General features: G+C 66.9%; 28 protein-coding genes. 15 read left to right on the top strand and 13 right to left on the bottom strand.

The window, feature by feature from the left end:
* Window positions 1-30 precede the first annotated feature (30 nt).
* The 3 genes from AC5JJ2_RS00800 to AC5JJ2_RS00790 all read right to left on the bottom strand — a co-directional run bounded on the left by AC5JJ2_RS00800 (window position 31) and on the right by AC5JJ2_RS00790 (window position 3,542).
* A complete protein-coding gene (locus tag AC5JJ2_RS00800) occupies window positions 31-1,131 on the bottom strand; it encodes a methyltransferase domain-containing protein (RefSeq protein ID WP_495856057.1) in 1,101 nt (366 codons plus the stop codon).
* 1 nt (window position 1,132) lies between these two features.
* On the bottom strand, window positions 1,133-2,287 hold the full coding sequence (locus AC5JJ2_RS00795) for a homospermidine biosynthesis protein (protein ID WP_495856056.1): 1,155 nt from the start codon (window positions 2,285-2,287) through the stop codon (window positions 1,133-1,135).
* A 67-nt stretch (window positions 2,288-2,354) separates the two neighbouring features.
* Window positions 2,355-3,542, bottom strand: a complete 1,188-nt coding sequence (locus tag AC5JJ2_RS00790; RefSeq protein ID WP_495856055.1) for a Gfo/Idh/MocA family protein — start codon at window positions 3,540-3,542, stop codon at window positions 2,355-2,357.
* A 183-nt stretch (window positions 3,543-3,725) separates the two neighbouring features.
* On the opposite strand from AC5JJ2_RS00790, the gene AC5JJ2_RS00785 reads away from it, so the two are divergent.
* Window positions 3,726-4,160 carry a hypothetical protein gene (locus AC5JJ2_RS00785; RefSeq protein WP_495856054.1) on the top strand — a complete coding sequence of 145 codons (435 nt, stop codon included), beginning with the start codon at window positions 3,726-3,728 and terminating at the stop codon, window positions 4,158-4,160.
* A 189-nt stretch (window positions 4,161-4,349) separates the two neighbouring features.
* On the opposite strand, the gene AC5JJ2_RS00780 is transcribed toward AC5JJ2_RS00785, so the two are convergent.
* The 3 genes from AC5JJ2_RS00780 to nirD form a co-directional block, all read right to left on the bottom strand.
* The gene (locus AC5JJ2_RS00780) at window positions 4,350-5,234 is read right to left on the bottom strand and encodes a hypothetical protein (RefSeq protein WP_495856053.1); all 885 of its coding nucleotides are present in this window, start codon (window positions 5,232-5,234) and stop codon (window positions 4,350-4,352) included.
* A gap of 140 nt (window positions 5,235-5,374) precedes the next feature.
* Complete coding sequence (locus AC5JJ2_RS00775) at window positions 5,375-5,845, bottom strand: cytochrome c (RefSeq protein WP_495856052.1); 471 nt, start codon at window positions 5,843-5,845, stop codon at window positions 5,375-5,377.
* Between the two features lie 4 nt (window positions 5,846-5,849).
* Window positions 5,850-6,170 carry a nitrite reductase small subunit NirD gene (nirD, locus tag AC5JJ2_RS00770; RefSeq protein WP_495856051.1) on the bottom strand — a complete coding sequence of 107 codons (321 nt, stop codon included), beginning with the start codon at window positions 6,168-6,170 and terminating at the stop codon, window positions 5,850-5,852.
* Window positions 6,171-6,243: 73 nt separating this feature from the next.
* Here nirD and cyaB point away from each other — a divergent pair, with 73 nt between their 5' ends.
* Both cyaB and panC read left to right on the top strand, forming a co-directional pair.
* Window positions 6,244-6,804: a class IV adenylate cyclase gene (cyaB, locus tag AC5JJ2_RS00765; protein WP_495856050.1), complete on the top strand. Its 561-nt coding sequence runs from the start codon at window positions 6,244-6,246 to the stop codon at window positions 6,802-6,804.
* Window positions 6,801-7,643, top strand: coding sequence for a pantoate--beta-alanine ligase (panC, locus tag AC5JJ2_RS00760; RefSeq protein ID WP_495856049.1), 843 nt, complete (start codon window positions 6,801-6,803; stop codon window positions 7,641-7,643). The genes cyaB and panC overlap by 4 nt, the downstream gene beginning before the upstream one ends.
* A gap of 15 nt (window positions 7,644-7,658) precedes the next feature.
* Here panC and argF read toward each other — a convergent pair whose 3' ends face one another.
* The 3 genes from argF to argB all read right to left on the bottom strand — a co-directional run bounded on the left by argF (window position 7,659) and on the right by argB (window position 10,851).
* On the bottom strand, window positions 7,659-8,570 hold the full coding sequence (argF, locus tag AC5JJ2_RS00755) for an ornithine carbamoyltransferase (RefSeq protein ID WP_495856048.1): 912 nt from the start codon (window positions 8,568-8,570) through the stop codon (window positions 7,659-7,661).
* A gap of 72 nt (window positions 8,571-8,642) precedes the next feature.
* The gene (locus tag AC5JJ2_RS00750) at window positions 8,643-9,851 is read right to left on the bottom strand and encodes an aspartate aminotransferase family protein (RefSeq protein ID WP_495856047.1); all 1,209 of its coding nucleotides are present in this window, start codon (window positions 9,849-9,851) and stop codon (window positions 8,643-8,645) included.
* 139 nt (window positions 9,852-9,990) lie between these two features.
* Window positions 9,991-10,851, bottom strand: coding sequence for an acetylglutamate kinase (argB, locus tag AC5JJ2_RS00745; RefSeq protein ID WP_495856046.1), 861 nt, complete (start codon window positions 10,849-10,851; stop codon window positions 9,991-9,993).
* 200 nt (window positions 10,852-11,051) lie between these two features.
* Here argB and AC5JJ2_RS00740 point away from each other — a divergent pair, with 200 nt between their 5' ends.
* The 6 genes from AC5JJ2_RS00740 (at window position 11,052) to AC5JJ2_RS00715 (ending at window position 16,215) form a co-directional block, all read left to right on the top strand.
* Window positions 11,052-11,378 carry a DUF6370 family protein gene (locus tag AC5JJ2_RS00740; protein ID WP_495856045.1) on the top strand — a complete coding sequence of 109 codons (327 nt, stop codon included), beginning with the start codon at window positions 11,052-11,054 and terminating at the stop codon, window positions 11,376-11,378.
* A gap of 256 nt (window positions 11,379-11,634) precedes the next feature.
* Window positions 11,635-12,570, top strand: a complete 936-nt coding sequence (ispH, locus tag AC5JJ2_RS00735) for a 4-hydroxy-3-methylbut-2-enyl diphosphate reductase (RefSeq protein ID WP_495856044.1) — start codon at window positions 11,635-11,637, stop codon at window positions 12,568-12,570.
* Window positions 12,571-12,649: 79 nt separating this feature from the next.
* On the top strand, window positions 12,650-13,192 hold the full coding sequence (locus tag AC5JJ2_RS00730) for a Uma2 family endonuclease (RefSeq protein WP_495856043.1): 543 nt from the start codon (window positions 12,650-12,652) through the stop codon (window positions 13,190-13,192).
* A 9-nt stretch (window positions 13,193-13,201) separates the two neighbouring features.
* Window positions 13,202-13,837: a hypothetical protein gene (locus tag AC5JJ2_RS00725; RefSeq protein ID WP_495856042.1), complete on the top strand. Its 636-nt coding sequence runs from the start codon at window positions 13,202-13,204 to the stop codon at window positions 13,835-13,837.
* Complete coding sequence (locus tag AC5JJ2_RS00720) at window positions 13,834-14,937, top strand: Gfo/Idh/MocA family protein (protein WP_495856041.1); 1,104 nt, start codon at window positions 13,834-13,836, stop codon at window positions 14,935-14,937. Before AC5JJ2_RS00725 ends, AC5JJ2_RS00720 begins: the two co-directional genes overlap by 4 nt.
* Window positions 14,938-15,105: 168 nt before the next feature.
* Entirely contained in the window at window positions 15,106-16,215 is a 1,110-nt protein-coding gene (locus tag AC5JJ2_RS00715) for an HD domain-containing protein (RefSeq protein WP_495856040.1), read from the top strand.
* Between the two features lie 42 nt (window positions 16,216-16,257).
* Here the strand turns inward: AC5JJ2_RS00715 and AC5JJ2_RS00710 are convergent, their stop codons facing one another.
* Together AC5JJ2_RS00710 and AC5JJ2_RS00705 are read right to left on the bottom strand one after the other, a co-directional pair.
* Window positions 16,258-16,584 (bottom strand): hypothetical protein, encoded by a 327-nt coding sequence (locus AC5JJ2_RS00710; RefSeq protein ID WP_495856039.1) that lies wholly within the window; start codon window positions 16,582-16,584, stop codon window positions 16,258-16,260.
* Between the two features lie 107 nt (window positions 16,585-16,691).
* Window positions 16,692-17,384: a hypothetical protein gene (locus tag AC5JJ2_RS00705; RefSeq protein WP_495856038.1), complete on the bottom strand. Its 693-nt coding sequence runs from the start codon at window positions 17,382-17,384 to the stop codon at window positions 16,692-16,694.
* A gap of 144 nt (window positions 17,385-17,528) precedes the next feature.
* Here AC5JJ2_RS00705 and AC5JJ2_RS00700 point away from each other — a divergent pair, with 144 nt between their 5' ends.
* Entirely contained in the window at window positions 17,529-18,533 is a 1,005-nt protein-coding gene (locus tag AC5JJ2_RS00700) for a glycosyltransferase (protein ID WP_495856037.1), read from the top strand.
* On the opposite strand, the gene AC5JJ2_RS00695 is transcribed toward AC5JJ2_RS00700, so the two are convergent.
* Together AC5JJ2_RS00695 and AC5JJ2_RS00690 are read right to left on the bottom strand one after the other, a co-directional pair.
* Window positions 18,517-19,149, bottom strand: coding sequence for a ComEA family DNA-binding protein (locus AC5JJ2_RS00695; protein WP_495856036.1), 633 nt, complete (start codon window positions 19,147-19,149; stop codon window positions 18,517-18,519). The two genes, AC5JJ2_RS00700 and AC5JJ2_RS00695, sit on opposite strands and share 17 nt — an antisense overlap.
* Window positions 19,150-19,192: 43 nt before the next feature.
* Window positions 19,193-19,948: a class I SAM-dependent methyltransferase gene (locus AC5JJ2_RS00690; RefSeq protein WP_495856035.1), complete on the bottom strand. Its 756-nt coding sequence runs from the start codon at window positions 19,946-19,948 to the stop codon at window positions 19,193-19,195.
* A gap of 90 nt (window positions 19,949-20,038) precedes the next feature.
* On the opposite strand from AC5JJ2_RS00690, the gene lysS reads away from it, so the two are divergent.
* The 5 genes from lysS (at window position 20,039) to AC5JJ2_RS00665 (ending at window position 24,097) form a co-directional block, all read left to right on the top strand.
* Window positions 20,039-21,562, top strand: coding sequence for a lysine--tRNA ligase (gene lysS, locus AC5JJ2_RS00685; RefSeq protein WP_495856034.1), 1,524 nt, complete (start codon window positions 20,039-20,041; stop codon window positions 21,560-21,562).
* A 91-nt stretch (window positions 21,563-21,653) separates the two neighbouring features.
* On the top strand, window positions 21,654-22,586 hold the full coding sequence (locus AC5JJ2_RS00680) for a DnaJ C-terminal domain-containing protein (RefSeq protein WP_495856033.1): 933 nt from the start codon (window positions 21,654-21,656) through the stop codon (window positions 22,584-22,586).
* Between the two features lie 15 nt (window positions 22,587-22,601).
* A complete protein-coding gene (gene rnpA / locus AC5JJ2_RS00675; protein ID WP_495856032.1) occupies window positions 22,602-22,973 on the top strand; it encodes a ribonuclease P protein component in 372 nt (123 codons plus the stop codon).
* On the top strand, window positions 22,970-23,212 hold the full coding sequence (gene yidD, locus AC5JJ2_RS00670) for a membrane protein insertion efficiency factor YidD (protein ID WP_495856031.1): 243 nt from the start codon (window positions 22,970-22,972) through the stop codon (window positions 23,210-23,212). Before rnpA ends, yidD begins: the two co-directional genes overlap by 4 nt.
* 177 nt (window positions 23,213-23,389) lie before the next feature.
* Window positions 23,390-24,097 carry a class I SAM-dependent methyltransferase gene (locus tag AC5JJ2_RS00665; protein ID WP_495856030.1) on the top strand — a complete coding sequence of 236 codons (708 nt, stop codon included), beginning with the start codon at window positions 23,390-23,392 and terminating at the stop codon, window positions 24,095-24,097.
* Window positions 24,098-24,133: the final 36 nt, after the last annotated feature.

Raw genomic sequence — 24,133 nt, 5'->3', positions numbered from 1 at the left:
AAGGCGACCCACTCGCATCCTATCCGAGGGTCACGGCTTCTGCCAGACGCTGAGCGTGGCGAGCTGGCCGAGGACGCGGACGCGGAACTCCCGCTGCTGCTGCCAGCCGTGGAACTTGACCGCGTCCCGCAGCGTGATCGACTCGGCGACCAAGAACACGGCCCGGCCGCCCGGCCGCAACACGCGGTTCCACTCCCGCGCCGCCGCCCGGTAGAGGCCGGGGATTTGCTCCGGCGACGAGAGCTGTTTGCCGAACGGCGGGTTCGTGACGATCCGGTCCACCGACTCGGCGGCGAGCGGCAGCGCGGTCGCGTCCCACCGGCACAGGTCGGCCGGGCCGAGCCGCTCGACGTTCGCGCCCGCATTCATCACGGCCGTGGCGTCGAGGTCGCCGCCGACGACGCGGATGTGGCCGGCCCTTCGCCGACGGCTGAGTTCGATCTGCTCGGCGAGGATCGTGCCGGCCCCGCAGAACGGGTCGAGGACGGTCATCCCCGGCCCGGCCCCGGCCAGCCGGACCATGGCCGCTGCGATCGTCGGCCGCAGCGACGCGGCGACGTGCTCCCGTTTGTAGGTGCGGTGCCGCATCGTGCGGTCGGACAGCCGCAACCCGCACACGGCCGTCCGGCCGACGATGGTGAGCCAGATTTCGAGCCAGGCATTTTCATCGGCGGGAACCCACGAGCCGGGGACCTTGCCCTTCAGCCCGTCGGCCATCGCGTCGAGGGCGTCTACCCGGCGGTAGCCGTGCTCGCCCTGCATCTGGCAGACGAGGTGGAACGTCGGCTTCCCCTTCGGCATCGGGCGGACGGCGTGATGAATTTTGAACAGCCGGTTCCAGTCGGGCTGTTTGGCGGTCCACTGCTCGATGGACTTGAGGTCGGCGGCCTTGAACGTGAGCGTGTCGGACCCCCACGCGAGGAGGTACACGTCCTCGGTGGTGCGGAGGGCAAGCACGTCCTCGTCGATGGCGTCGAGGCGGAAGACGACGGTTCCCCGCTTGGTCTTCTTGACCTCGCCGCCGAGGTCGCGGGTGACCTCGTCCGCGACGACCGCCTCCAGCCCCTCGTGGTGCATGGCGTACAGCGGCGGGAGGGGGGCAGTGTCATCCTTCTGGCGGCGGAGCGGCATGTTACTCTTCCCGTTCCTTCATCACCTCGGCGTACTTCGCCTCCAGCTTCTGCATCAGCCCCGGCAGCTTGTCGATCAGCCGCTTGTGCGGCCGCGGGGCCTTGCGGCTCATCGCGTAGGCCGTGATGAGCGGCAGCGCCACCGTGCTGTCTAGGTAACACGTCACCGTGTCCGGCAGCTTGTCCGGATCGACCTTGCCCCACGTCATCGCCTCGCTCGGCGTCGCCCCGGAGAGGCCGCCGGTGTCCGGCCGCGCGTCCGTGCATTGCAGGAAGTAGTCGTGCCCCGCTTCGAGCAGGCCGAGGACTTCCTGAATCTGCGGCTCGGTTTGCAGCATGAAGTTCTTCGGCGACCCGCCGCCGAGGATGAACACGCCGCTCGCCCCGCCGCCGGCCTTCGCGTCCCACACGATCGCGGCCGTCTGGTTCACGTCCAGGAACGGGTTGATGTTCACCTTGTACCCTTCCAGTTGCAGCGCGGCGACGTTCATGCCGATGCTGCTGTCGCCGGGGGAGCTGGTGTAGATCGGCACGCCGCACCGGTACGCGGCGGCGAGCAGGCTCTTGCCCGTGTGCCCGGTCTGCTGCTCCCGCTCGTTGAGGTACTTGCCGACGAGGTTGTGGAACTCGGCCGTGCTATACGTCTTCTGGAACGCCTCGGCCCGCAGTAGTTGTCGGTAGAACTTGTCCGTGCCGAGGAGGTTCTCGTAGTCGAACACAATGTCGTAGATGCGGATGACCTGGTTCTCCCGCAGCTCCAGGTCCGGCAGGCTCGGCCCGGCCTGATACAGGTCCATGCCGAGGGCGTAGTGCGTGTCGTGGTACAGGTTCGCCCCGGTGCTGATGATCCAGTCGATGAAGCCCGCTTCCACGAGCGGCACGAGGCACGACATGCCCAGGCCCGCGGGAGTGAGCGCGCCGGAGAGCGCCAGACCGACGGTCGTGTCCGCCGCGAGGTAGCGCTTCACGAACAGTTGGCACGCCTCCCGCAGCCGGCCGGCGTTGTAGCTGAGGAACGCGGTGTCCATCAAATCGGCGGCCGACACGTTAGCCGCGACCTTCGGCGGGTCGATCCGGTGGCGGCTGATCTTCCGCAGGAACTCCTTGTTCTCGGCGGACCCGGCGTGGCGGTCGTAGTGCGGCTTGTGCGGGTGCATGGTCCCATCCCACCAAACAGAGAAGCCCGCGGACGAACGTCCGCGGGCACGCTGACATTCTACGAACTTACTTCCGGCTCTTCGGGTGGCGGAACGGTAGCCACGCCCCGTTCTGCTTGCTGCTCGCGACCGCCTGCGTGATGAACAGCATCCCCTCGACGCCGTCGTACACGTTCGGGTAGACGGTGTTCACCGCCTCGACCTTCTCGCCGGCCGCCTTTTTCACCATCCCGTCGTAGGCGGCCGTGTAGACGTTCGCGAACGCCTCGAAGAACGCCTCCGGGTGGCCGCTCGGCAAGCGGCTGCTCGCCCCCGCCGCCGCGCCGAGGTACGGCCCGCCGGCGCGGGTGTAGACCTTGTGCGGCTCCCCGTTCTTGCGGACGATCAGCTCGTTCGGATTCTCCTGCCGCCACTGGAGCGCCGCCTTCGTGCCGTCGATCTCGATGAACAGGTCGTTCTCCCGGCCGTGGCTGATCTGGCTGGCCGTCACCGTGCCGAGCGCCCCGTTCTCGTACCGCACCAGCGCCGTGCCGTAGTCGTCGAGCGCCCGCCCTTCGGCGAAGATCTTCAGATGCCCGGAGATTTCCTTCGGCAGAAGCCCGGTCATGTACCGGCCGAGGTTGTAGGCGTGCGTGCCGATATCGCCGAAGCACCCGGCGATGCCGGACTTCGACGGGTCGGTCCGCCACGCCGCCTGCTTCTGGTTGTCGCTCTCCAGCCGCGTGCGGAGCCAGCCCTGGATGTAGTTGCTGCGGGTCGCGTTGATCTCCCCCAGCTCGCCGTTGAGGATCATCTCGCGGGCCTGCCGCACGAGCGGGTAGCCGGTGTAGTTGTGCGTCACCGCGAACACCACGCCCGTCTTCTCCACCACCTTCAGCAGCTCCTCCGCCTGTGCGAGGTCGAACGTCAGCGGCTTGTCGCAGATCACGTTGAACCCGCCCTCGGCCAGCGCCTTCGCGATCTCGAAGTGCGTGTGGTTCGGCGTGGCGACGGACGCGAAGTCGATCTTGTCCGGCCGCTTCTCCTCGGCCTCGACCATCTCCTTCACGCTGCCGTAGGCGCGGTCCGCGGGGATGTCGTAGTCGGCGGCCGACGCCTTGGCCTTTACAGGGTCGGACGACAGCGCCCCGGCGACGAGGGCGGCCCGGTTGTCGAGCACCCCGGCGGTGGCGTGGACGCGGCCGATGAATGCCCCCTGGCCGCCGCCGACGAGGCCCATCCGGAGTTTGCGGTTCAGCGGCGCGTTCGTCGGCATGGGGAGGCTCCTAACGAGTGTGCGGGAACGGGGATGGGGGAGATTGTAAGGAGTCGCCCGCCCTTGTCACGCCGCGCGCCGCCGGTAAGTTGAGCAGACTAGCGAGCCACGCCCGCGACCGGGCATCAACCGTACCGGAGGACACCCCGCATGGCCAAGGGACGTAAGAGCGGACCGAGCCGAATGGACCTACGCCGACAGTCGGACGCGGCCGAGGCGCGGGACGAGGAAGAAGTCGTCGAGGAAGAAGAGGCCGACGAGGACGAGGACGAGGAGGCCGACGAGGAAGAGGAGGCGTCGGACGCGGACTCGGACGACGAGGGCGGGGACGACGACGAGGACGCGCCGAAAAAGAAGAAGGCCAAGGCGAAGCCGAAGGCGAAGCCGAAGAAGGAACCCGCGAAGCCGAAGGCGAAGCGGACGCGGGCGGCGAAGATCGTCACCATGAAGGCCGTGTGGGTCGTGTTCGACAACTCGAACAAGCGGCTCGGCACGTTCGACTTCAAGGACAAGGGTGAGGCCGAGGAGCTGCTCGCGAAGAAGCAGGAGGAGAAGAAGGGGACGTGCTACCTGCAGCTCGTCAAGGAGGAGATGAAGGCGGAGAAGGCCGAGAAGTGACCGCCGGGTTTCAGCCGCGGAGCGGCGGCGGTCGTTAGCCAGGGGCGTCAGCCCCTGGTGGATTCGCGAGACGCACAAGCCCCGGAGGGGCGGCAGGTTCTGCCGCCCCTCCGGGGCTTGTTCCATCGGATGGCGGGTTCCAGGGGCTTGCGCCCCTGGCTAACATCTGCCGCCGCTCCACGGCTAAGACTATTGCACCGCGACCGTGGACTTCTCGCGGAGCAGGTCCTCGATCGGCTTCAGTTTCCACCCGATGCCCAGCACGTTGTTGAGCCGAATCTCGTGCCGCTCGGCCCCGGCCGTCCGCACGACCAGGTCGCCGGACCCGAACCCCAGGATGTAGTGCCGGAACAGGTCGTCCCGCTGCTTCTCGAACGTCAGCCCGGCCGCGTCGTAGGTCCGGACGGCCGCCCCGATGTGCTCGCACACCTTGATCTGGCCGGGGCTGAAGATGATGAACGTCCGCCGGTCGAACACGAACGTCGCCAGCGCCCAGATGATGAACACGGCCGTCGCCAGCGTCAGGTACGCGGCCATGTTCATGAACACCCGCAGGGCGGCCACCCGCTCGTACAACTCGTCCCACCCGTTGAAGACGGAGATGAGCAACGAGATGACGACGATGCCGAGGATCACCATGAACGACCACAACCCGCGGAGCGGGACGTTGGTGATGATGATGGTGATGACGAGGATGACGATGAACAGGCTGCCCAGCCACGCCCGCGCCGACACGTGGACCGGGAACACGGACGTATCGACCGCGTTCTGGTCGGCCAACGCGATCGAGTCCTCCAGCGGCTTGGGGAGCGGCTTCTTCGTCGAGAGCGTGTACGTCTTCTCGCCGCCCGGCAGCGTCTTGTCCGTCTTGATCCGGGCGTCCGGCGGGAGGACGGTGAACCGGTGGTCCTCGACGGCCGTCCACGCGGCCATGAAAAACCCGAACGCCCAGACCGGCCACCAGTAGAACAGCGGCGAGTGGCTGATGAGCTTGATCTCCCGCGGCCCCTGGTCGGGGAGGACGCTCGCCCCGGTTTCGATGACGGCGGGCGTCTGTGGTGTCGGCGTGGACATGGGGAAGGGGACCTGGGTGTTGGGGATCGGAACCTGGCAAGTTATTCGGCGGCACGGGGTTCGGGATTTCACCGAAACTCGAAAGACAGGCTAACCACACGCCGCACCGATGGCCAGTTCCAAATGCGATCCCCGTCCCCTCAGTCCTCGAACGGGACGATCCGGGTCGCGACGCGGAACCCCTCGTGGCAGCGGTTGCAAGCATTCGCCACCGCCGCGACCCCGGCCCGCGACCCGGCGTAGTCCTTCTCCCCGGCCGCCTTCGCCAACTTCACCGCCGCGTCCCGGAGGTCGGTGGCCTTCGCCATCCAGGCGTCTTGCGCCGCCCGGTTCTTCGGCGGCCGCATCAGGAGCAGGTTGCCCGTTTCCGCGATCAACAGCGCCTGCCCGCGGGCGAACCCCCACGTCGGCGCGTCGGCGGGCTTCTCCTTCAGAAGCCGGTTCAGCCCGTCGAAGTTCGCCTTCGCCAGCCCGTCCATGAGCAACTTCGTCTCCGCGACCGGTTCCAGCTTCGGTGGCGTGGCCTTCGGGGCCTGCGAGTCCGCCACCGGCACGAACAGGCAGAACCCCGCCAGCAACAGGAACGCTCCCAACCGGGTCCGGCGGCTCACGGCGTCACCCCGCTTTCTTCGGCACTTCGAGTTGAACCAGCCCGTCGTTGACCTGGACGGCGTAGCACCCGGTCTTCACCTTCGGGTTGTCCGCCCACGCCCCGTCGCACAGCCGGAACCGCCACCCGTGCCACGGGCAGGTGACGACCCCGTCCTCGACGTGCCCGGCCGACAGCGACGACCCGGCGTGCGGGCACATGTCGTCGATGGCGAAGTATTTGCCCTCGTGGTAGAAGACGGCCACGTCCTTGTTGTTCATCGTCACGACGGTCGATTCCCCCTCCGGGATTTCCCCCACCTTGCAGACGGTCAACAGCTCCGGCACGACGGGTTCCCCTTCTCGTGTGTTCGACGGATCGCGTAAACTTACTCTAACGATACACCCGCGGGGCGGCTTCATGCTGGAAATCGAGTTGAAGTTTCAGTTGCCCGACCCGGTCGCCGTCCGGCAGCGGATCCTCGAATGGGGCGGTCGGCTCCTCGCGGTCCGGTCCGAGGTGGACCACTACTTCAACGCCCCGGACCGCGACTTCCGCACGACCGACGAGGTGTTCCGTCTGCGGTGCGTGGACGAGGCGGCGGTGCTGACGTACAAGGGGCCGAAGCGCGGCGGGGCCGTGAAGACGCGGCCGGAGATCGAGGTCCCGCTGGCCGTCGGTGCGGCCCACGTCGCCGACGCGGACCGGCTCGTTCAATGCCTCGGCTTCCGGCCGACGGCGGTGGTGAAGAAGCAGCGGGAGGTGTACGCCCTGGCCCGCGACGGCTTCGAACTGCACCTCTGCTTCGACGACCTGGACGGCGTCGGCCGGTTTCTCGAAGTCGAGATCGTCGCGGAGGAAGCGCGGCTGGCCGAGGCGGAGCGAACCGTGCTGGCCGTGGCCGCGGAACTGGGGCTGACGACGCCGGAGCCGCGGGCGTACCTGCGGATGGTGCTGGAAGCGAGGGGGATCGAGGCATGACGCCGCGGGTGGTGACGACAATCGCCGAGGTCCGGGCTGCCGTCGCGGACGCGCGGCGGGCCGGGAAGCGGGTCGGGTGCGTGCCGACGATGGGGGCGCTCCACGCCGGGCACATCGAACTGGTGGCCGGGGCGAAGCGCGAGACGGACTTCGTCGTGACGACGATCTTCGTGAACCCGACGCAGTTCGGGCCGAAGGAGGACTTCGGGAAGTACCCCCGCACCCTCGCCGCGGACGTGCAGCTGCTCGACGCGGTCGGGTGCGACCTCGTCTTCGCCCCGGCCGTCGAGGAGATGTACCCGGAGGCGTTTACCTACGTGGACATCCAAAAGCTCGGGGACCACCTGTGCGGCCCCTCGCGGCCGGGGCACTTCCGCGGCGTCTGCACGGTCGTGTTGAAGCTGTTCAACATCGTGCTGCCGGACGTGGCCGTGTTCGGCGCGAAGGACGCGCAGCAGGCCCGGATCATCATGCGGATGGTGCGGGACCTGAACGTGCCGGTGACGGTCCGCATCGCGCCGACGGTCCGCGAGCCGGACGGCCTGGCGATGAGTTCGCGGAACCGCTACCTCTCGCAGGCGGAACGAGCCGTCGCGCCGAAGATTTACGAGAGCCTTCTCGCGACGAGGGAACGGGCGAAGGCCGAACCCGACGTGCGGAGGCTGGAGGTCGAATTGCGGGAGCGGCTGGCCGCCATCCCCGGTGCGAGGGTCGATTACGCGAGCATCGTCGATGACGCGACGCTCCAGCCGCTGATCAGGATCGACTGCCCGGCCCTCGCGGCCGTCGCCGTGTTCATGGGCACGACGCGGCTGATCGACAACGTCACCATCCCGTGACCGGCCGTCGGCCCGTTACTTCAGCAGCCACTCCAAGAGCGCCTTCTGAACGTGCAGCCGGTTCTCGGCCTCGTCGAAGACGACGCTCTGGGGGCCGTCAACGACCTCGTCCGTGATCTCCTCGCCGCGGTGTGCCGGGAGGCAGTGCAGCACCTTGCAATGCTTCGGCGCGGCGGCGAGCAGCTTCGCGTTCACCTGGAAGCCGTCGAACTTCCGCAGCCGCTCGTCCCGCTCGGCTTCCTGGCCCATGCTCGTCCACACGTCCGTGTAGATCACGTCCGCCGACGCCACGGCCGCGAGCGGGTCGGTGACTTCCTGCGGAAAGACGGTCGAGACCTTCGCCCGGTAGTCCTGGCGGAACTTGTCGTCGAAGCCGTACCCCTTCGGGCAGGCGAGCACGAACCGGCCGCCGAGCCGGCCGACGGCCACGGCCAGCGACCGGGCCACGTTGTTCCCGTCGCCGACGAACGCGACCGTTTTCCCGTCCACGCCGCCGAGGTGCTCCTGGATCGTCAGCACGTCCGCCAGCGCCTGGCACGGGTGCGACCAGTCGGACAGGCCGTTGACGACCGGCACGGTGGCGTGCGCGGCGATGGCGTCGAGCGTGGCGTGCTTGAACACGCGAAACACCATCGCGTCCACGAACCGGCTCATCGTCCGGCTGAAGTCGGCGAACGTCTCCCGCCAGCCGAGGCCGATCTCGTTGCCCGGCAGGAACAGGGCCGTGCCGCCGAGTTGCGCGATGCCGGCCTCGAAACTCACCCGCGTCCGCATCGACGGCTTCTCGAAGATGAGGGCCACGACCCGGCCCGCCAGCGACGGCGTCGGGATGCGCCGCTTGTGCGCCGCCTTCAGCCTGGCGGCCTCCGAAAGCAGGTGCTTCAGCTCGTCGGTCGTGATGTCGATCAGGTTGAGGAAGTGACGCATTCGCGACACCTTCAAGAGGGAAAGCCCGCGGACGTGAATCCGCGGGCTTCGGGTGGGAAAGCCGAATCTCGGTTACACACGGTGGGCCAACAACACCTCGCGGAGGGTGGCGCACCCGTCGTCGATCTGCTGGGACTCGATGTTCACCGCCGGTAGGAGGCGGATCACCGTCTTGTGCGTGCAGTTGATGAGCAGGTTCCGCTTCAGGCACTCCTCGACGACCGGCGCGCCGTCCACGCTGAGTTGGAGGCCGATCATCGTGCCCTTGATGCGGATGTCCTGAATCAGTGGGCACTCGTTCTTGAGGGCCGTGAAGTGCGCCCGGAACCGCTCGCCGACCTGCGTGGCGCGGTCGAGCAGGTTTTCTTCCTCGATCGTCTCGACGGTGGCGAGGGCGGCCCGCGCCGCGACCGGGTTGCCGCCGAACGTCGCCGCGTGCGTGCCGGGCTTGAGCTTCTCCGCGACCTCCGGCTTCGCGATCAGCCCGCCGAGTGCGATCCCGCCGGCAATGGCCTTCGCGAGCGTCACCACGTCCGGCACGACGTTCCAGTGCCGGTGCGCGAACCACGTCCCCGTCCGGCCCATGCCGGTCTGGACTTCGTCGAACATCAGCAACATGCCGTGCTTGTCGCACAGCTCGCGCAGCCCTTCGAGGTAGCCGGCCGGCGGGAGGTTGATGCCGCCCTCGCCCTGGATCGGTTCGAGGAGGATCGCGGCCGTCTCGTTGTCGATCAGTTTCGTGACGGCGTCGAGGTCGCCGTGCGGGGCGTACAGGAACCCCGGCAGCATCGGCTCGACGCCGGCGTGGTACTTCGGCTGGGCCGTCGCGGACAGCGCCCCGTAGGTGCGGCCGTGGAAGCTGTTCGTCATCGTGACGACCTTGTACTTCCCCTTCGGCTTGCCGTTGAGCCGGGCGAGCTTGATGGCGGCTTCGTTTGCCTCCGTGCCGCTGTTGCAGAAGAAGCACTGGCCGCCCCACCCGGTCCGCTCGCTGAGGGCCTCCGCGAGGAGCGTCTGCGGCTCCGTGTACCACGTGTTCGGGACGTGGATGAGCGTCGCGACCTGTTCCTGCACGGCCGCGACGACCTTCGGCGGGCAGTGGCCGAGGATGCCGCAGCCCCAGCCGGGGAAGAAGTCGAGGTAGCGGTTCCCTTCCGCGTCCCACACACACGACCCCTCGCCCCGCACCAGGGCGACCGGGTAACGGGTGTAGTTCCCGATCACGTACTTCTTGGCGCGGGCGATGATGTCGTGCGAACTGAGGGTGGCTGTCTCGGACATGGGAATCCAGAAGAAGATTCACCGCAGAGGCCGCGGAGGGCGCAGAGGGGAAAACCAAAGAGAGTTCAAAAAAATGAATTTCAGAACTCTTTCTTGTCTCTTCTCTGCGTCCTTTGCGTTCTCCGCGGTGAAAACGGATTTAAGGAACTATCTGCGTGCCGACGACCTTCTCGCCGACGAACTCGGCCAGCAGCGCGTGCGGGACGCGGCCGTCGAGGACGACCGCCTGCGTCGCCCCGGCGTCGAGGCTCTCGAAGCACGCCTCGACCTTCGGGACCATCCCGCCGTCGATGACGCCGTCGGCGATCAGTTTTTTGGCATCCCCCACGGACACGGATTCGATCCGCGAGTTCGGGTCATTTTTATCGCGGAGGACGCCGGGCGTGTCGGTCAGGAAGATGACGGCCGCGTCGTCGAACCCGCCGGCCACGGCACTGGCCGCGGTGTCGGCGTTCACGTTCAGCCAGTTGCCCTCGTCGTCGAGGCACAGCGAGGGTAGCACGGGCACGATGCCGGAGTCGAGGAAGTCGCCGAGGTAGGCCGCGTCCACCGTCGTCGGCTTGCCGACGCGGCCGAGATCGACCGGCATCAGGTCGTCGCCGACGAGGACGAGCTTCTCGCCCGAAATCGGGAAGGCGGCCGCGTCCGCCACTCCCTGGGCCTGCCCGCCGAGGGCTTCGAGCCGTGAGACGATTCCGGCGTTCAGTTCGCCGAGGACGCGCACCACGATGTCGAGCGTTTGCTCGTCGGTGTACCGGCGGCCGGCGACCTTCTTCGGGGTCAACCCGGCGGCGGCCATCGCCCGGTCGATCGGCTTGCCGCCGCCGTGGACGAGCACGACCCGGACGCCGAGCGTCTGGAGGGCGACGACGCTCTCGAGCGTGGCCGCCGTCGCGGCCGGGTCTTCCATCGCGCTGCCGCCGAGCTTCACCACGAGGACGCGGCCCCGCATCGCCCGGGCGCGGGCGGTCGCGGTCAGCAGGAGGGAAGGGCCGGTCATGCCGCAACGTCTAACGAGGGTTTCTACCGAAAAGGAAATCGTATAGTCGAAACCGTTCGTTCGTCAACGGACCGGGCGGAAGACTTTTTCGGCCGTCAGATTCTGTTGTTGCTCTTGCGTTCCGTGGGGGATATAAGAGCATTAGCCCGAAATCCCCACCAGCCATGGCGGTTGCTGGGACACCATCTCAGGAGTTTCACATGCGTTCTCTGCTCGCTCTGGCGATCGGCCTCACGGCCCTGGCGTCCGGCTTCAGCGCCATCGCGGAAGACAAGAAGGAAACGAAGAAGCTCGAAGGCAAGCTGACCTGCACGAAGTGCGCCCTGCAAGAGACGGACAAGTGCGGCCACGCCCTGAAGGTGAAGGAAGGCGACAAGGAAGTGATTTACTACCTGGACGACCAAGGCGGGAAGGAAAAGTACCACGGCAAGGTCTGCAAGGAAGACAAGGACGCGGTCGTCGAAGGGAAGGTCGTCGAGAAGGACAAGAAGAAGCACATCGAAAGCCCGAAGGTCGAGATCAAGTAACGGCCACGCGATTCACGACGAACGCCACCCGATTCGGGTGGCGTTTTTCGTTTCACCCGACTTCCGAAGTCCGGCTTCGACTTCGGAAGTCGATCCCGCGCGAAGACATTCACCCAGGATGTTGTCGTTGCCGTTTGGACTTCCGAAGTCGAAGCCGGACTTCGGAAGTCGGGTTCCTGTTTCCCGCCCGCGTGCTCTTGCGGTTGGCGGGATAGCTCCCGTCGGCGTACCATGACCGAAACGGAGACCCCACGCGATGAAGATTCTGCTCGCCAACCCCCGCGGCTTCTGCGCGGGCGTGAACATGGCCATCGAGACGCTCGAAACCAGCCTCGACCTGTTCGGCAGCCCGCTGTACGTCTACCACGAGATCGTCCACAACCGGCCCATCGTCGAGCGGTTCCGCAAGAAGGGCGTCGTGTTCGTGGACGACATCTCCGAGGTCCCCAACGGAGGGACCGTCCTCTACTCCGCCCACGGCGTCTCGCCGCGGATTCGCGAGCACTCGAAGGAACGGAACCTGCGGGCCATCGACGCGACGTGTCCGCTGGTGACGAAGGTTCACATGGAGGCGGTGAAGTTCGCGAAGGAGGGGTACACGATCGTCCTGATCGGCCACGAGGGGCACGACGAGGTCCTCGGCACGATGGGCGAAGCCCCGCACTGCATGGTGCTCGTCGAGGACGAGAAGGACGTGGCCGCGTTGCAACTGCCGGTCGACGCGAAGCTGGCGTTCCTGACGCAGACGACGCTGAGCGTGGACGAGGCGAACGTCGTCATCGCGGCTCTCCGCAAGAAGTACCCCCAGGTCGTCGGGCCGAACAAGGACGACATCTGCTACGCGACGCAGAACCGCCAGGAGGCCGTCCGCGAGTTGGTCCCCGAGGTGGACGTGGTCCTCGTCCTGGGCAGCCAGAACAGCTCGAACAGCCAACGGCTGGCGGAGATCGCCCGCAGCCTCGGCAAGCCGGGGTACCTGATCGACCGCGTGTCGGAAATCCGCGACGAGTGGTTCCGGCCATCGGACACGGTGCTCATCACGGCCGGGGCGAGCGCCCCGGAGGACCACGTACAGGACTGTGTGGATTATCTGCGGGCGAAGTTCGGGGCGGCGCTGGAGAACCGCGTGATCCGCGAGGAGCACGTCAGCTTCCCGCTCCCGCGGGAACTGCGGGTGCTGGTGCGGAAGTGAGCGAAGCCCAATGGCGACGATGACGAAAACCCGACCGCGATTCGGTCCTGCCGACCATGGCCGGCGCGTAACAGATCGCGTGGCGACCACGGCAGAGTACGTCGAGGGATTCAACTACGAAGTCATCGACGGCCGGCTTCACGTCTCACCCCGACAAGAAGTCGCCGAGAGTGTGCTCGAAAACTGGCTGTACGCAGTCCTCATGAAATACGCCGACCGGTGGTCGAAGGTGATCGGTTACCTCACCCCGAAGGCTCGCGTCTTCGTTCCCGACGCGGCTCGGACCATGGCCCCGGAACCCGATTTGACGGCCTACACGACGTTTCCGGATTACGACACTATCACAAGTTGGAAACAGATCAGCCCGTTTCTCGTCGTGGGCATCCTGAGCGAAAACAACGTCGAGAAGCAACTCGGCCGGAACCCGAACTTGTATCTCCGCGTGCCGTCGATCCAAGAATACTGGGTCGTGAACGGGGCCGAGAACCCGGACGAGCCATCGCTGATCCATTACGTCCGCCGCGGCAAGCGGTGGGCGGTCACGACGCACCCGTTCGGCGCGACGTTCACGCCGAAGGTCCTGCCGGGCTTCTCGCTCGTCATCGACCCGCGCCGGCGGTAGGAGGCGGCGATGACGGAAGCGGAATGGCTGGCATCGCTCGACCCTCAACAAGTGTTCCAGAATCTCAAGGGCAAGCCGAGTGCGCGTAAGTTCAGACTATTCGCCACCGGTTGCTGCCGACAATTCTGGGATCAATTGACGGACGAGCGGAGTCGAGCGGCCGTCGAATTTGCTGAGCGATACGCCGACAACGAGATTACCAGCGGCGAAGCAATGACGGTCGAGGGTCCGGCAGACGAAGTTGTTGATCGATCTCGACCGCAGGGCGAAGACGCAAAGAATGACGCCGCAGCTTGTGCCGCGGTGTGTCTTGCACTTTGGGCCCCAGCCCATTGGGGAGCATTTCAACCCATCCTTTGGGGCGAAGGGTTACTCGGTCGGAGCCTGTTGAATAAGCTCTTGGGTTGCGTGTTCCGCGTCCCGTATCATCGAATACATTTTCATCCGACGTGGCGAACGGATGCGGTTCTCGGTCTCGCGCGAGGCATCTACGAGGACCGTGCCTTCGACCGCCTCCCGATCCTCGCCGACGCGCTCCAAGACGCCGGCTGCGAGGACGAAGCCATCCTCGGCCACTGCCGCGGCGACGGGCCGCACGTTCGCGGGTGCTGGGTCGTGGACCTCGTGCTGGGGAAAGAGTCATGACCTCCGCCGACCTCCCCTTGAACTACCTTCCGAAACTCCCCCGCCGTCGGGACTGGCGGATCGGGTGCGTCGGCAGCGGGTTCATCATGCGGGACTGCCACCTCGTCGCGTACCGGCAGGCCGGGTTCAACCCCGTCGCCGTCGCGTCGCGGAACGCCGCCACCGCCGCCGAGGTCGCGAAGCTGCACGCGATTCCCACCGTCCATGCGACCATCGACGACCTGCTCGCGGATTCACAGGTCGAAATCCTGGACGTGGCCGTGCCGCCGGCGGCGCAGCCGGACGTGATCCGCCGGGCCGTCGAGGTCGGCCGCGGGCGGCTCCGCGGCATCCTCGCGCAGAAGCCGCTTGCCCTGTCCGTCCGCGACGCCGCCGATTTGGTTCACAGGTGCGAAGACGCGGGGATTGTCCTCGGCGTGAACCAGAACATGCGGTTCGACCAGTCGGTGCGGGCCGCGAAGGACTTGCTGAATCGCGGGTGGCTCGGCGAGCCGGTGCTGGCGACGATCGACATGCGTGCGATCCCGCACTGGATGCCGTGGGCCGAGGGGCTGCCGTCGCTGTCCACGTTTGTCATGAGCATCCACCACCTGGACACGTTCCGCTACTGGCTCGGCACGCCGGACCGCGTGCTGGCGTCCACCCGGCCGGATCCGCGGACGAAGTTTCCGCACACGGACGGCATCAACCTCTACATCCTCGACTACGATTCCGGACCGCGGGCCAGTTCCTGGGACGACGTGTGGACCGGTCCCGGCCGCGAGGGGGCGGCCGGTGACTTCGGCATCCGGTGGCGGATCGAGGGGACAGACGGCCTGGCGTGCGGGACGATCGGCTGGCCGAAATACCCGGCGAAGGAGCCGAGCACGCTGGCGTTCAGCACGACGCGGCAGCCGGGGACGTGGATTCGCCCCGAGTGGAAGGAAGTGTGGTTCCCGGACGCCTTCGTCGGCACGATGGCGCAACTCTTGTGCGCGATCGAAGACAGCACGGAGCCGGAAATCGGCGGGCGGGACAACCTCGAAACGCTCGCGCTGTGCGAGGCCGTCTTCGCGGCGGCGAAGGAGCATCGGGTGACGACGGTGCGGGAGTTTCTTTGATTTTGGAACCCTGAGCGGAAGCGACGGGGTGTTGCGCCTTCACCCCGTCGCTTCCGCTCAGGGTTCTACGTTCGACTTGCGAACCTCCCCGCCCCCTGATACGTCTATCTTCACGAGCCTCGCGGCAGCATCGGACAGGCTCTTCAACAAACTGCCGCACCCCATCGAATGGCCGACCTGAAACTCCGGCACGCCATCGCCCTCGAAGCCGCCCGGCTCATGTACGAGCGGTCCGAGAGCGAGTACTTCACCGCCAAGAAGAAGGCCGCGAAACGCCTCTGCCGCGGCTACGTCAAACCCAGCGACCTGCCGAGCAACGCGGAGGTCCGCGAACTCGTGCAACTCTTCGCCCGCACCCACGAGGGCGAGGCCCGCACCACGAACCTCAAGCAGATGCGACTGCGCGCTCTGTGGCTCATGCGGAAGCTCGCGCGGTTCCGCCCGCGCCTCATCGGCAGCGTTATGACCGGGCACACCCGCAAGGGGTCCGACATCGACCTGCACCTGTTCAGCGACTTCATCGAGCCGATCACGTCGGTCCTCGAAGCCGAGGGGTTGCAGTACGACGTAGAGTACAAACAAATCACGAAGAACGGCGAGGCCCGCACGTTCATTCACGTCCACGTCTACGACGTGTTCAACTTCGAGCTGACCGTGTACGCCGAGAACCTGGCCCATTACGTGTTCAAGTCGTCGATCACCGGGAAGGCCATCGAGCGGGCGTCGGTCGGCGAGCTGGAGTTGCTGCTGAAGGAAGAGTACCCGGACGTGGACCTCGACGCCGCCCTCGCGGATCAGGACGAGGAGATCGACCCGTATCAACTCTTCCGCCTGTTGTTGCAGCCGCTGGAGAACGTCTCGCAGTCGCGGCAGTACCATCCGGAAGGGGACGTACTGTACCACTCGCTGCAAGTCTTCGAGTTGGCGAAGGACGTGCGGCCGTGGGACGAGGAGTTCCTGCTCGCGGCCCTGCTGCACGACATCGGGAAGGGGATCGACCGCGGCGACCACGTCAACGCCGGGCTGCAGGCACTCGACGGCCTCATCACGGACCGGACCGCGTGGCTGATCGAGAACCACATGCTGGCGCACGAGTACCGGGCGAACACGCTCGGCGCGAAGGCGAAGCGGCGGCTCGAATCGCACGAGGACTTCGAGGACTTGCTGCTGCTCAACGAGTGCGACGCGGGCGGCCGGGTTCCCGGCGCGCACGTCGGCACGGTCGAGGACGCGCTCGGTTTCATCAAGGAAGTCGAGCGGTCCAACCGCGGGAAGTGAAGTCCCCACCCACGCTCGTGGGTGGGCTTCGCCCAGAATTCTTTAGCTGCCGCCGTGGCCGTACATGAAGTAGTCGCGGGGGCTGCGGGCGAACGGGTGCGTCGGGAACACGAGCGTGCCGCCGACCGGCCCCATGTTCGCGCCCGCGCCGGGGCCGCAGTTCCCGCCCTTGCCGTACGAGCCGGTCCCGCAGTCGTCCTTCTTCCAGAACATGATCCGCTTGATGACTGGGTTCCACCCGTAGTGGTTGGCCGTGTTGGCGGCCGGCGCGGCCTGCGGCGGGGCCGGAACCGGCGGGGTGCCGAACTGGGCCTGGGCGCTCGTGGCCGTGACGGCGGCGACGGCCACCGCGAACAGGAGCTTCTTCATCGTGCGGTCCTCGCAATCCTTGCGGACGAAAATCCCTTGTCGTCCTTATCGGCCGGACAACCCGCACGACACGAATCGAAGTGCCGAGGAAGCGAATTTTCTCCAGCTTACCGTTGGAACGCGGCGACGAACGTGAGGATGACGCACGACACCGTCGTGATGAAGCAACTAACGGCCGCGCTCGTCAGCCACGGCCCGGCCGGGTTCTCGCCGACCTGCTGCCGCGGCATCGCCGCCCGGATTTCGCGCTCGAGTTCCTCGCGGAGCCGTTGGTCGGCCGGCAACAGTTTCAGCGTGACGTGGCTGAAGACGTGGAAGACGCTCATCTCGACGAGGTCACGGTCGCTCGACCAGAGGTTCCCCTTCCGCACGGCCGGCAGGTTCAGCTTCTCGAAGATGTCTTTCAGGGCCTCCTCCGCCGCCGCCGGGTGGACGTTGTACACGAGCAGCGCCCGCCGCCGGGACTGGACCGTGACGAAGAAGCTCAGGCCGACGAGCAACCCGTAGGCGAGCGGCGTGACGGCCGCGTAGATTTGCGTGTTCATCCAGGCGTCCCGCAACTCGGCGAACCCGCCGCCTCGCTTGAACAGCCCCGCGTTCGTACTTAGCAGCGTCAGGACAACGCCGACGCACAGGACGAACCCGCTCAGCCCCGCGAATAGGCTGACGAAGTCCCACACGCCGGACACCACGGCCGGGCGGTCGCCGCGGTTAACAGCGGCGAGCCAAAACAGGTACAGCGTCAGGGGCGTGAAGCAGAGGATTCCGCCGGCGGCCAAGAACGGCAATTCCTGAAACAACGGTGGCCCTCGGCGGCGCGGTCGGGTGAAGTTCGTCCCGGAATTGTAGGGTTCTCGCCCGGCGAATCCACCGACCGGTTGGACACCCGCGGGCCGCTGACTTATCTTCGAGATGGGATTCAGCCGAAGGAGCGATTCGCACCGATGAAGGTGAGCCTCGTGATCGCGACGTACAACCGGAAGGCGCAGCTGCCGGAGACGCTCGCGAGTGTACTGAACCAGACGCGGCCGTTCGACGAGATCATCCTCGTGGACGACTGCTCGCCGGACGGCACGTTCGAGTGGCTGAAGCAGACCTACCCGCAGGTGCGGGCGCTGCAGACGCCGAAGAACGGCGGGCCGTCCATCGCGCGGAACCTCGGCGCGAAAGCGGCGACCGGCGACGTGGTTGTGTTCTTCGACGACGACGACATCATGCTGCCGGGGGCGGTGCAGAACTTCCTCGACCTGTTCGCCGCGTTCCCGGAGGCGCACGGGGCGTTCACGGACAACGAGTACCGGCACACCGGCGAGAACATCCACTACCCGAACCACCACTTCACGCTCGAAATGTACCGCCGGTTCTGGGCCATCCCGACGGCCCGGACGACGGAGAAGGGCCGGTTGTTCGGCCGGGCGATCTACAAGGCGATGCTCCGCGGGAACCTGTTGCAGCAGCCGTTCGCGGTGAGGCGGGACACGTTCCTGAAGCTCGGCGGGTACGCAGAGGACGTGCGGTACTGCGAGGACTGGGAGTTCTACCTGCGGCTGACGCGGGACTACCTCGTCGCGAACTCGGACGCGATCTGCTCGGTCCACGTCCAGCGCGGCGAGGGGGCAAACGTCAGCCTCGACCGGCGGCAGGAACCGTTTCACCGCCGAGTGCTGATCCGCCGCCTGCGGCACGAGCTGTTCCGCGACCCAGCGTCGGCCGTACTGCTCGCGCGGCGGCTGGCGGGGTACTACAAGAAGGCCGGCGACCTCGCGTACCCGACCTCGTTCTGGTCCGCGTGGTGGAACTACCTGAAAGCGTTCGCGCTGTGGCCGTTCGACCTCGTCGTGTTTTGCGGGGCGGTGCTGTTCTTCCTGCCGTGGATTCTGACCGGCAAGCAGCGGAAGGTTCCCGACACGACGGTCCCGCTTTTGCAGCCGCTCAACGCGGATCGGTGAACCGCAGGTGCGGGCGGAGCTTCTCGACCGTCTTCGCCCCGATGCCGCCGACCCGCCGCAGGTCTTCGGCCGTGAGGAATGGTTCTTTCGCGCGTTCCTGAACGATCCGCTCGGCGAGCTTCGGCCCGATGCCGGGGAGTTGTTGCAACTCTTCGAGACTCGCTTTGTTGACGTTGATCGTCTTGCCGGCGTCGAGTTTCTTCGGCGATGTGAAGGGCCGCGGCGGTTCCGGCTTCCGCTCCAACCGCTCCACGGCGGGCTGCTCCGCGCGGGCGACCGGCCCGGCCTCGGCGTGCAGCCACGGCCGTAGCTTGTCAAGCGTCTTCCCGCCGATGCCCTTGACGCCGTCGAGTTCGTCGAGACTGTTGAACGGCCCGAACGTGTTCCGGTGACTGAGGATCGCGTCCGCGAGGCTCGGCCCGACGCCGGGGACTTGCAGCAGCTCGGTGCGGTCGGCGGTGTTGACGTTCAGCGGTGACGTGGCGAGAGTCTGTTGCGTGGGGTTCGTCTGAAACTTCGACCCGTACCCGCGGTAAAGGAGCAGCCCGAAAACCACGACGGCGACGACCGTCAACGCGAGTCGTTCCGGCGGGCGGGTTGGTAGGGTCGGGGACATCCGGGCCGTCTCGTCGCGGCAGAATCCATCGAACCCGCACAGTTTACCCTTTCGGTAAAATCAGAACTAGATATCGCGACCATTTTTCGAGCGGCGGGCAGAGCTTCATCAGCAAGCGATCCGTTCGCGTGAAGCACCGCCGACCCGTGACGCGGCCGACCATGCCTAGGAGTTGATGGCCTTCCGTCCCCAGGTTCGGGAAGACTTCGCGGAGTGGAACGAGATCGGCCGCGACGAGGGGCCGCTCGTCCGGCGTGCGGTGCTTGCCGGGGTAGGGGAGCCACCGGCGAGCGAAGGCCAGCAACGGGTTTCCGCCCCACGGCTCACAGAACACGGCCACACCGCCGGGCTTCAGCACCCGACTGAGTTCCCGCGCGGCTTTCCCCAAGTCGAGGTGGTGCAGGATGGCGCAGCCCCAGATCGCGTCGAAGTGCTGATCGGGATAGGGCAGCTCCTCGCCATTCGCGACGACGGCGGTGACGTTCACGCCGTTCGCGGCCGCCCGTTGCTTCGCCTCTTCCACATAATTCGGCGACAGGTCGAAGGCATTAACCTCGGCCCCCCCGCGGGCCATGACGACGGCCGCCATGCCGTGCCCGCAGCCGAAGTCGAGCGTTCGCTTGCCGCGGAGGTCGCCGAGCTGCGCGAACGCGGGGCGAATCCACGTCTCGTGGTCGAGGTAGTCCGCGTCCGCGAACCGCAGGTCGGCACGGCCGAAGCGGAAGGATTCCGCCCGCTCCTCGGCCTGCTCGTCGTGAAAGCGTTGTTCGGTCGCCAACCGGTCTAGCGTCGGGGTCATCCTGAACCCGCCCTCGCGTTCGCGCGTCGTTTCCGTAAAATTCCCGCGAAGGGTATCACACACTCCACCCCGAAGAAAAGGCAACTTCCCGTGTCCTCCGACCCGACGCCACCGCCGCCCGCCGACGCCTACGACCACGCGGAAGTCCGCCTCGCCAAGCTCAAGCAGATCGAAGCGCTCGGCCTCGACCCGTGGGGCCAGCGGTTCGACGACCACTCGCCGATCGCCGACATCCGCGCGCTGCCGTGCAACCCGTTCGACGACGCGAACCCCGGCCCGAAGGTGCGGGCCGCCGGCCGCGTCGTCGGCAAGCGGGACAAGGGCAAGGTCTTCTTCCTCGACCTGTGGGACCAGACCGGCAAGGTCCAGGTCATGCTCGGCCAGAAGCAGGTCGGCGACCTCGGCTGGAAGGTGCTGAACCTGCTCGACCTCGGCGACCTCGTCGGCATCGACGGCGAGTTCGGCAAGACGAAGATGGGCGAGCCGACCATCCGCGCGAGCGGGCTGACGTTCCTCACGAAGTCGCTCGAACCGCACCCGACCGGCTACTACGGCATGTCGGACGAGGAGTATCGGCTCCGCCACCGCTACCTCGACCTGATCTACACGCCGGACACGCTGAAGCGGGCGCACCAGCGAGTGAAGCTGCTCCGCACGATTCGGAACTACCTGGACGACAAGGGCTACCTCGAAGTCGAGACGCCGACGCTGCACGCCATCGCGGGCGGGGCGGCGGCTCGGCCGTTCGGCACCCACCACAACGCGCTCGACATCCCGCTGTTCATCCGCATCGCGCTGGAACTGCCGCTGAAGCGGCTGCTCGTCGGCGGCATCGAGAAGGTGTACGAGATCGGCCGCGTGTTCCGCAACGAGGGGGTCAGCCGGCGGCACAACCCCGAGTTCACGATGCTGGAACTGTACCACGCCTACGGCGACCTGTTCACGATGATGGACCTGACGGAAGGGCTGTTCGTGGCGTGCGTCGGTTGCCTCGGCGAGTCGCGGACGCTGCCCTACGGCGACCGGCAGATCGACTACACCCCGCCGTGGCCGCGGGTGAAGTACGCGGACGTGTTCGAGAAGACGACCGGCGTGACGCTGTTCGACCGCGACGGCGTGAAGGCGAAGGCCCAGGCGCTCAAGATTCCGCTCGAACTCCGCGACGAGAAGACGAAGGCGGCGACGCCGAAGGAGCACGACGTGCTGGTTCACGAACTGTTCGAGCATTGCGTGGAGCCGGAGCTGGCGAAGGCGGACAAGCCGACGTTCGTGTACGACTACCCCGCCGCGCTGTGCCCGCTCACGAAGCGGAAGCGGGAGACGCCGGAGTTGGCGGAGCGGTTCGAGCTGTACGTCGCCGGGATGGAGCTGGCGAACGCCTACACGGAGCTGAACGACCCGATCACCCAGGAGGCGACGTTCCGCCGGCAGCTCGCCGGCCTCGGCGAGGAGGACTCGATGGCGAAGATGGACGACGACTTCGTCCGGGCACTGCGGCACGGGATGCCGCCGGCCGGGGGCTTGGGCGTCGGCATCGACCGGCTCGTCATGCTACTGACGAACACGACGACCATCCGCGACGTGATCCTGTTCCCGTTGCTACGCCCCGAGTGACGTTTAGCGGGCGACCCGTCGGGTCGCCCGCTAAACGGGTCGTTGATTCGTGGTGTAAGATTCTGCTACGCACCATCCCTTGAGTTCCAACATGCCCCGCGATTTCTACGAAGTGCTCGGCGTGCCCCGGACGGCGACGGCGGACGACATCAAGAAGGCGTACCGCAAGCTGGCGCAGAAGTATCACCCGGACAAGAACCCCGGCGACAAGCAGGCGGAGGCGCTGTTCAAGGAGGCGAACGAGGCCCACGGCGTCCTGTCCGACCCGAAGAAGCGGCAAATCTACGACCAATTCGGCGCGCACGGGCCGCAGTACGGCGGGTTCGGCGGCGGAGGGGCCGAAGGGCCGAGCGGGTTCCCGTCGTGGGCCGGGGCCGGGTCGCCGGGCAGCCGGGTGGACCCCGCGGCAGCCGAGGAACTGTTCCGCCAACTGTTCGGCGACAACGCCCCGGACGCCGGCGGGTTCGCGGACTTCTTCGGCCAGCGGGCCGGCGGCCGCGGGCGGGGCCGCACCCCGCCGCCGCCGGAGGACATCGAGACGGACGTGACCGTCCCGTTCGAAACGGCCGCGAACGGCGGGAGCATTTCCATCAACGTCGGCGGCCGGACGATCGACGTGAAGGTTCCGGCCGGCATCGAGGACGGCAAGAAGCTCCGCGTCCCGGCGAGCGCCACCGGCTCGGCGGACGTGTACCTACGGGTCGAGGTCGCGCCGCACCTGTTCTTCCGCCGGGACGGGAACGACGTGGAACTCGACGTGCCGATTAGCGTCGTCGAGGCGATCAACGGCACGACGGTCGAAGTGCCCACCATCAAGGGCGACCGGTTGACGGTGAAGGTTCCGCCCGGCACGTCCGGCGGCGGGAAGCTACGGATGCGCGGCAAGGGGATCGCCGGCGGCGACCAGTTCCTCGTGTTCCAGGTCGTCGTGCCGAAGGGCGTGGACGACTACAGCCGGGAGCTGATGGAGCAGTTCGCGAAACGGAATCCGCAGACGCCGCGGGCGAACGTCCCGTGGGCCTGACGTGTCGGTGTGGGTATGGCCGAGCACCTGCCACTCACGTTCCCGCAGTCCCGACGGCTGAAGACGCCGGCCGAGTTCCAGCGCGTCTACGACCGCAAGAAGTCGGCCAGCGACGCCGCGCTCATCGTCTACGCTTGCGAGAACGCCCTGCCGCACCCGCGGCTCGGCGTGTCCGTGTCGAAGAAGGTCGGCAACGCCGTCACCCGCAACCGGTACAAGCGGCTGTTCCGCGAGGCGTTCCGACTGACGCAGCACGACCTGCCGCCGGGGTTCGACTTCATCATGATCCCGAAGAGCGGTGGGCCGGAAGCGGAGATCGAGGCGCTGAAGGCGTCGCTCGTAAAGCTGGCGGCGCTCGCGGCGAAGAAGGCGGGGGCGTCGCCATGATCCGCTGGCTGTGGCACGGCCCTGCCCTCGCCGTCGGCGGCATGCTGATCCTGCTCGTGCGGGGCTACCAGTGGCTCATCCGGCCACTGCTGCCGCCGTCGTGCCGGTTCACGCCGGGGTGCAGCGAGTACTTCATCCTGGCCGTTCACAAGCACGGCCCGCTGATCGGCGCGGCGAAGGGGACGTGGCGAATCTGCCGGTGCAATCCGTGGGGCGGGAGTGGAGAGGACAACCCGTGAAGAGTAAGTCCGTTGAAGCGTTGCGATGAGGTGGGCGTGAGGGAGGTCGGCGGTGCAAATCCGCCCTGGGCTAATTGCGTAAGCGGTCCGGCAGCTCTGGGAGAGAGTCCTCACGTCCACCTTACCGCGACCTTACAAAAGACAGAATTAGCTATTTGGTCCTTCATTCCCTGAATCATGACTCAGCCCCGCCTCCATTCCACGCCTGACGAAGCCTGTACCGACCGCGTTCGCGAGAAGGTCACGCTCGAAGGCATGACGTTCCACCTCGAACGGCCCGCGGGACTCGACAAGGTGTTCGAGCACCCCGGCGTGCGGAACGCCTACGCCGCCGACGAGTACATCCCGTATTGGACCGACCTGTGGGCCGCCGGGCGGATGCTCGCGAAGGTCGTGCTCCGCGAGGACTGGGCGAAGTACCCCCGCGGCTCGGACGGCGAACTGGACGTGCTGGAAATCGGCTGCGGCCTCGGCCTCGGCGGCATCGCCGCGCTCGCCTGCCGGCTGCGGGTCACGTTCTCCGACGTGGACGAAATGGCCGTCCGGTTCGCCGTCGAGAACGCGAAGCGGAACGGCCACGCGAACGCCCGGTCGCTGCCGCTCGACCTGCGGTCGCCACCGCCGGGGGTCACGTTCCCGGTCATCATCGCGTCGGACGTGATGTACGAAGAGCGGCTCGTGGAGCCGGTCGCGAAGTTCATCCAGGCCGTCCTCGTGCCGGGCGGCACGGCCCTCGTCACGGACCCGGACCGGAACGCGGCCCGCAGCTTCCGGTGGGTGTGTGGCGAGGTCGGTCTCGACGTGGAAACGAGCTTCGTCCGGGCCGGCGAACCGGGAGGTGAGCGGACGAAGGGCACCCTCTACCGCCTCCGCCACATGACGTGATTGTGCCGATCATTCATCGCCTTTTCACTTTCTCAT

This window comes from Limnoglobus sp. (assembly GCF_059499385.1).
The sequence above is the reverse complement of the archived record's forward strand: the minus strand, read 5'-3'. Positions and strand labels throughout refer to the sequence as shown.

Excerpts from the sequence above, each read along its gene's own strand:
- ispH (WP_495856044.1), top strand. The coding sequence starts at position 11,635 with ATGAAGATTCTGCTCGCCAACCCCCGCGGCTTCTGCGCGGGCGTGAAC.
- AC5JJ2_RS00715 (WP_495856040.1), top strand. The coding sequence starts at position 15,106 with ATGGCCGACCTGAAACTCCGGCACGCCATCGCCCTCGAAGCCGCCCGG.
- AC5JJ2_RS00790 (WP_495856055.1), bottom strand. The coding sequence starts at position 3,542 with ATGCCGACGAACGCGCCGCTGAACCGCAAACTCCGGATGGGCCTCGTC.
- argB (WP_495856046.1), bottom strand. The coding sequence starts at position 10,851 with ATGACCGGCCCTTCCCTCCTGCTGACCGCGACCGCCCGCGCCCGGGCG.
- AC5JJ2_RS00780 (WP_495856053.1), bottom strand. The coding sequence starts at position 5,234 with ATGTCCACGCCGACACCACAGACGCCCGCCGTCATCGAAACCGGGGCG.
- argF (WP_495856048.1), bottom strand. The coding sequence starts at position 8,570 with ATGCGTCACTTCCTCAACCTGATCGACATCACGACCGACGAGCTGAAG.
- rnpA (WP_495856032.1), top strand. The coding sequence starts at position 22,602 with ATGGCCGAGCACCTGCCACTCACGTTCCCGCAGTCCCGACGGCTGAAG.
- AC5JJ2_RS00690 (WP_495856035.1), bottom strand. The coding sequence starts at position 19,948 with ATGACCCCGACGCTAGACCGGTTGGCGACCGAACAACGCTTTCACGAC.
- AC5JJ2_RS00725 (WP_495856042.1), top strand. The coding sequence starts at position 13,202 with ATGACGGAAGCGGAATGGCTGGCATCGCTCGACCCTCAACAAGTGTTC.
- panC (WP_495856049.1), top strand. The coding sequence starts at position 6,801 with ATGACGCCGCGGGTGGTGACGACAATCGCCGAGGTCCGGGCTGCCGTC.
- AC5JJ2_RS00785 (WP_495856054.1), top strand. The coding sequence starts at position 3,726 with ATGGACCTACGCCGACAGTCGGACGCGGCCGAGGCGCGGGACGAGGAA.
- AC5JJ2_RS00710 (WP_495856039.1), bottom strand. The coding sequence starts at position 16,584 with ATGAAGAAGCTCCTGTTCGCGGTGGCCGTCGCCGCCGTCACGGCCACG.
- AC5JJ2_RS00720 (WP_495856041.1), top strand. The coding sequence starts at position 13,834 with ATGACCTCCGCCGACCTCCCCTTGAACTACCTTCCGAAACTCCCCCGC.
- AC5JJ2_RS00740 (WP_495856045.1), top strand. The coding sequence starts at position 11,052 with ATGCGTTCTCTGCTCGCTCTGGCGATCGGCCTCACGGCCCTGGCGTCC.
- yidD (WP_495856031.1), top strand. The coding sequence starts at position 22,970 with ATGATCCGCTGGCTGTGGCACGGCCCTGCCCTCGCCGTCGGCGGCATG.
- AC5JJ2_RS00695 (WP_495856036.1), bottom strand. The coding sequence starts at position 19,149 with ATGTCCCCGACCCTACCAACCCGCCCGCCGGAACGACTCGCGTTGACG.
- AC5JJ2_RS00680 (WP_495856033.1), top strand. The coding sequence starts at position 21,654 with ATGCCCCGCGATTTCTACGAAGTGCTCGGCGTGCCCCGGACGGCGACG.
- AC5JJ2_RS00795 (WP_495856056.1), bottom strand. The coding sequence starts at position 2,287 with ATGCACCCGCACAAGCCGCACTACGACCGCCACGCCGGGTCCGCCGAG.
- AC5JJ2_RS00665 (WP_495856030.1), top strand. The coding sequence starts at position 23,390 with ATGACTCAGCCCCGCCTCCATTCCACGCCTGACGAAGCCTGTACCGAC.
- AC5JJ2_RS00700 (WP_495856037.1), top strand. The coding sequence starts at position 17,529 with ATGAAGGTGAGCCTCGTGATCGCGACGTACAACCGGAAGGCGCAGCTG.
- cyaB (WP_495856050.1), top strand. The coding sequence starts at position 6,244 with ATGCTGGAAATCGAGTTGAAGTTTCAGTTGCCCGACCCGGTCGCCGTC.
- AC5JJ2_RS00800 (WP_495856057.1), bottom strand. The coding sequence starts at position 1,131 with ATGCCGCTCCGCCGCCAGAAGGATGACACTGCCCCCCTCCCGCCGCTG.
- AC5JJ2_RS00750 (WP_495856047.1), bottom strand. The coding sequence starts at position 9,851 with ATGTCCGAGACAGCCACCCTCAGTTCGCACGACATCATCGCCCGCGCC.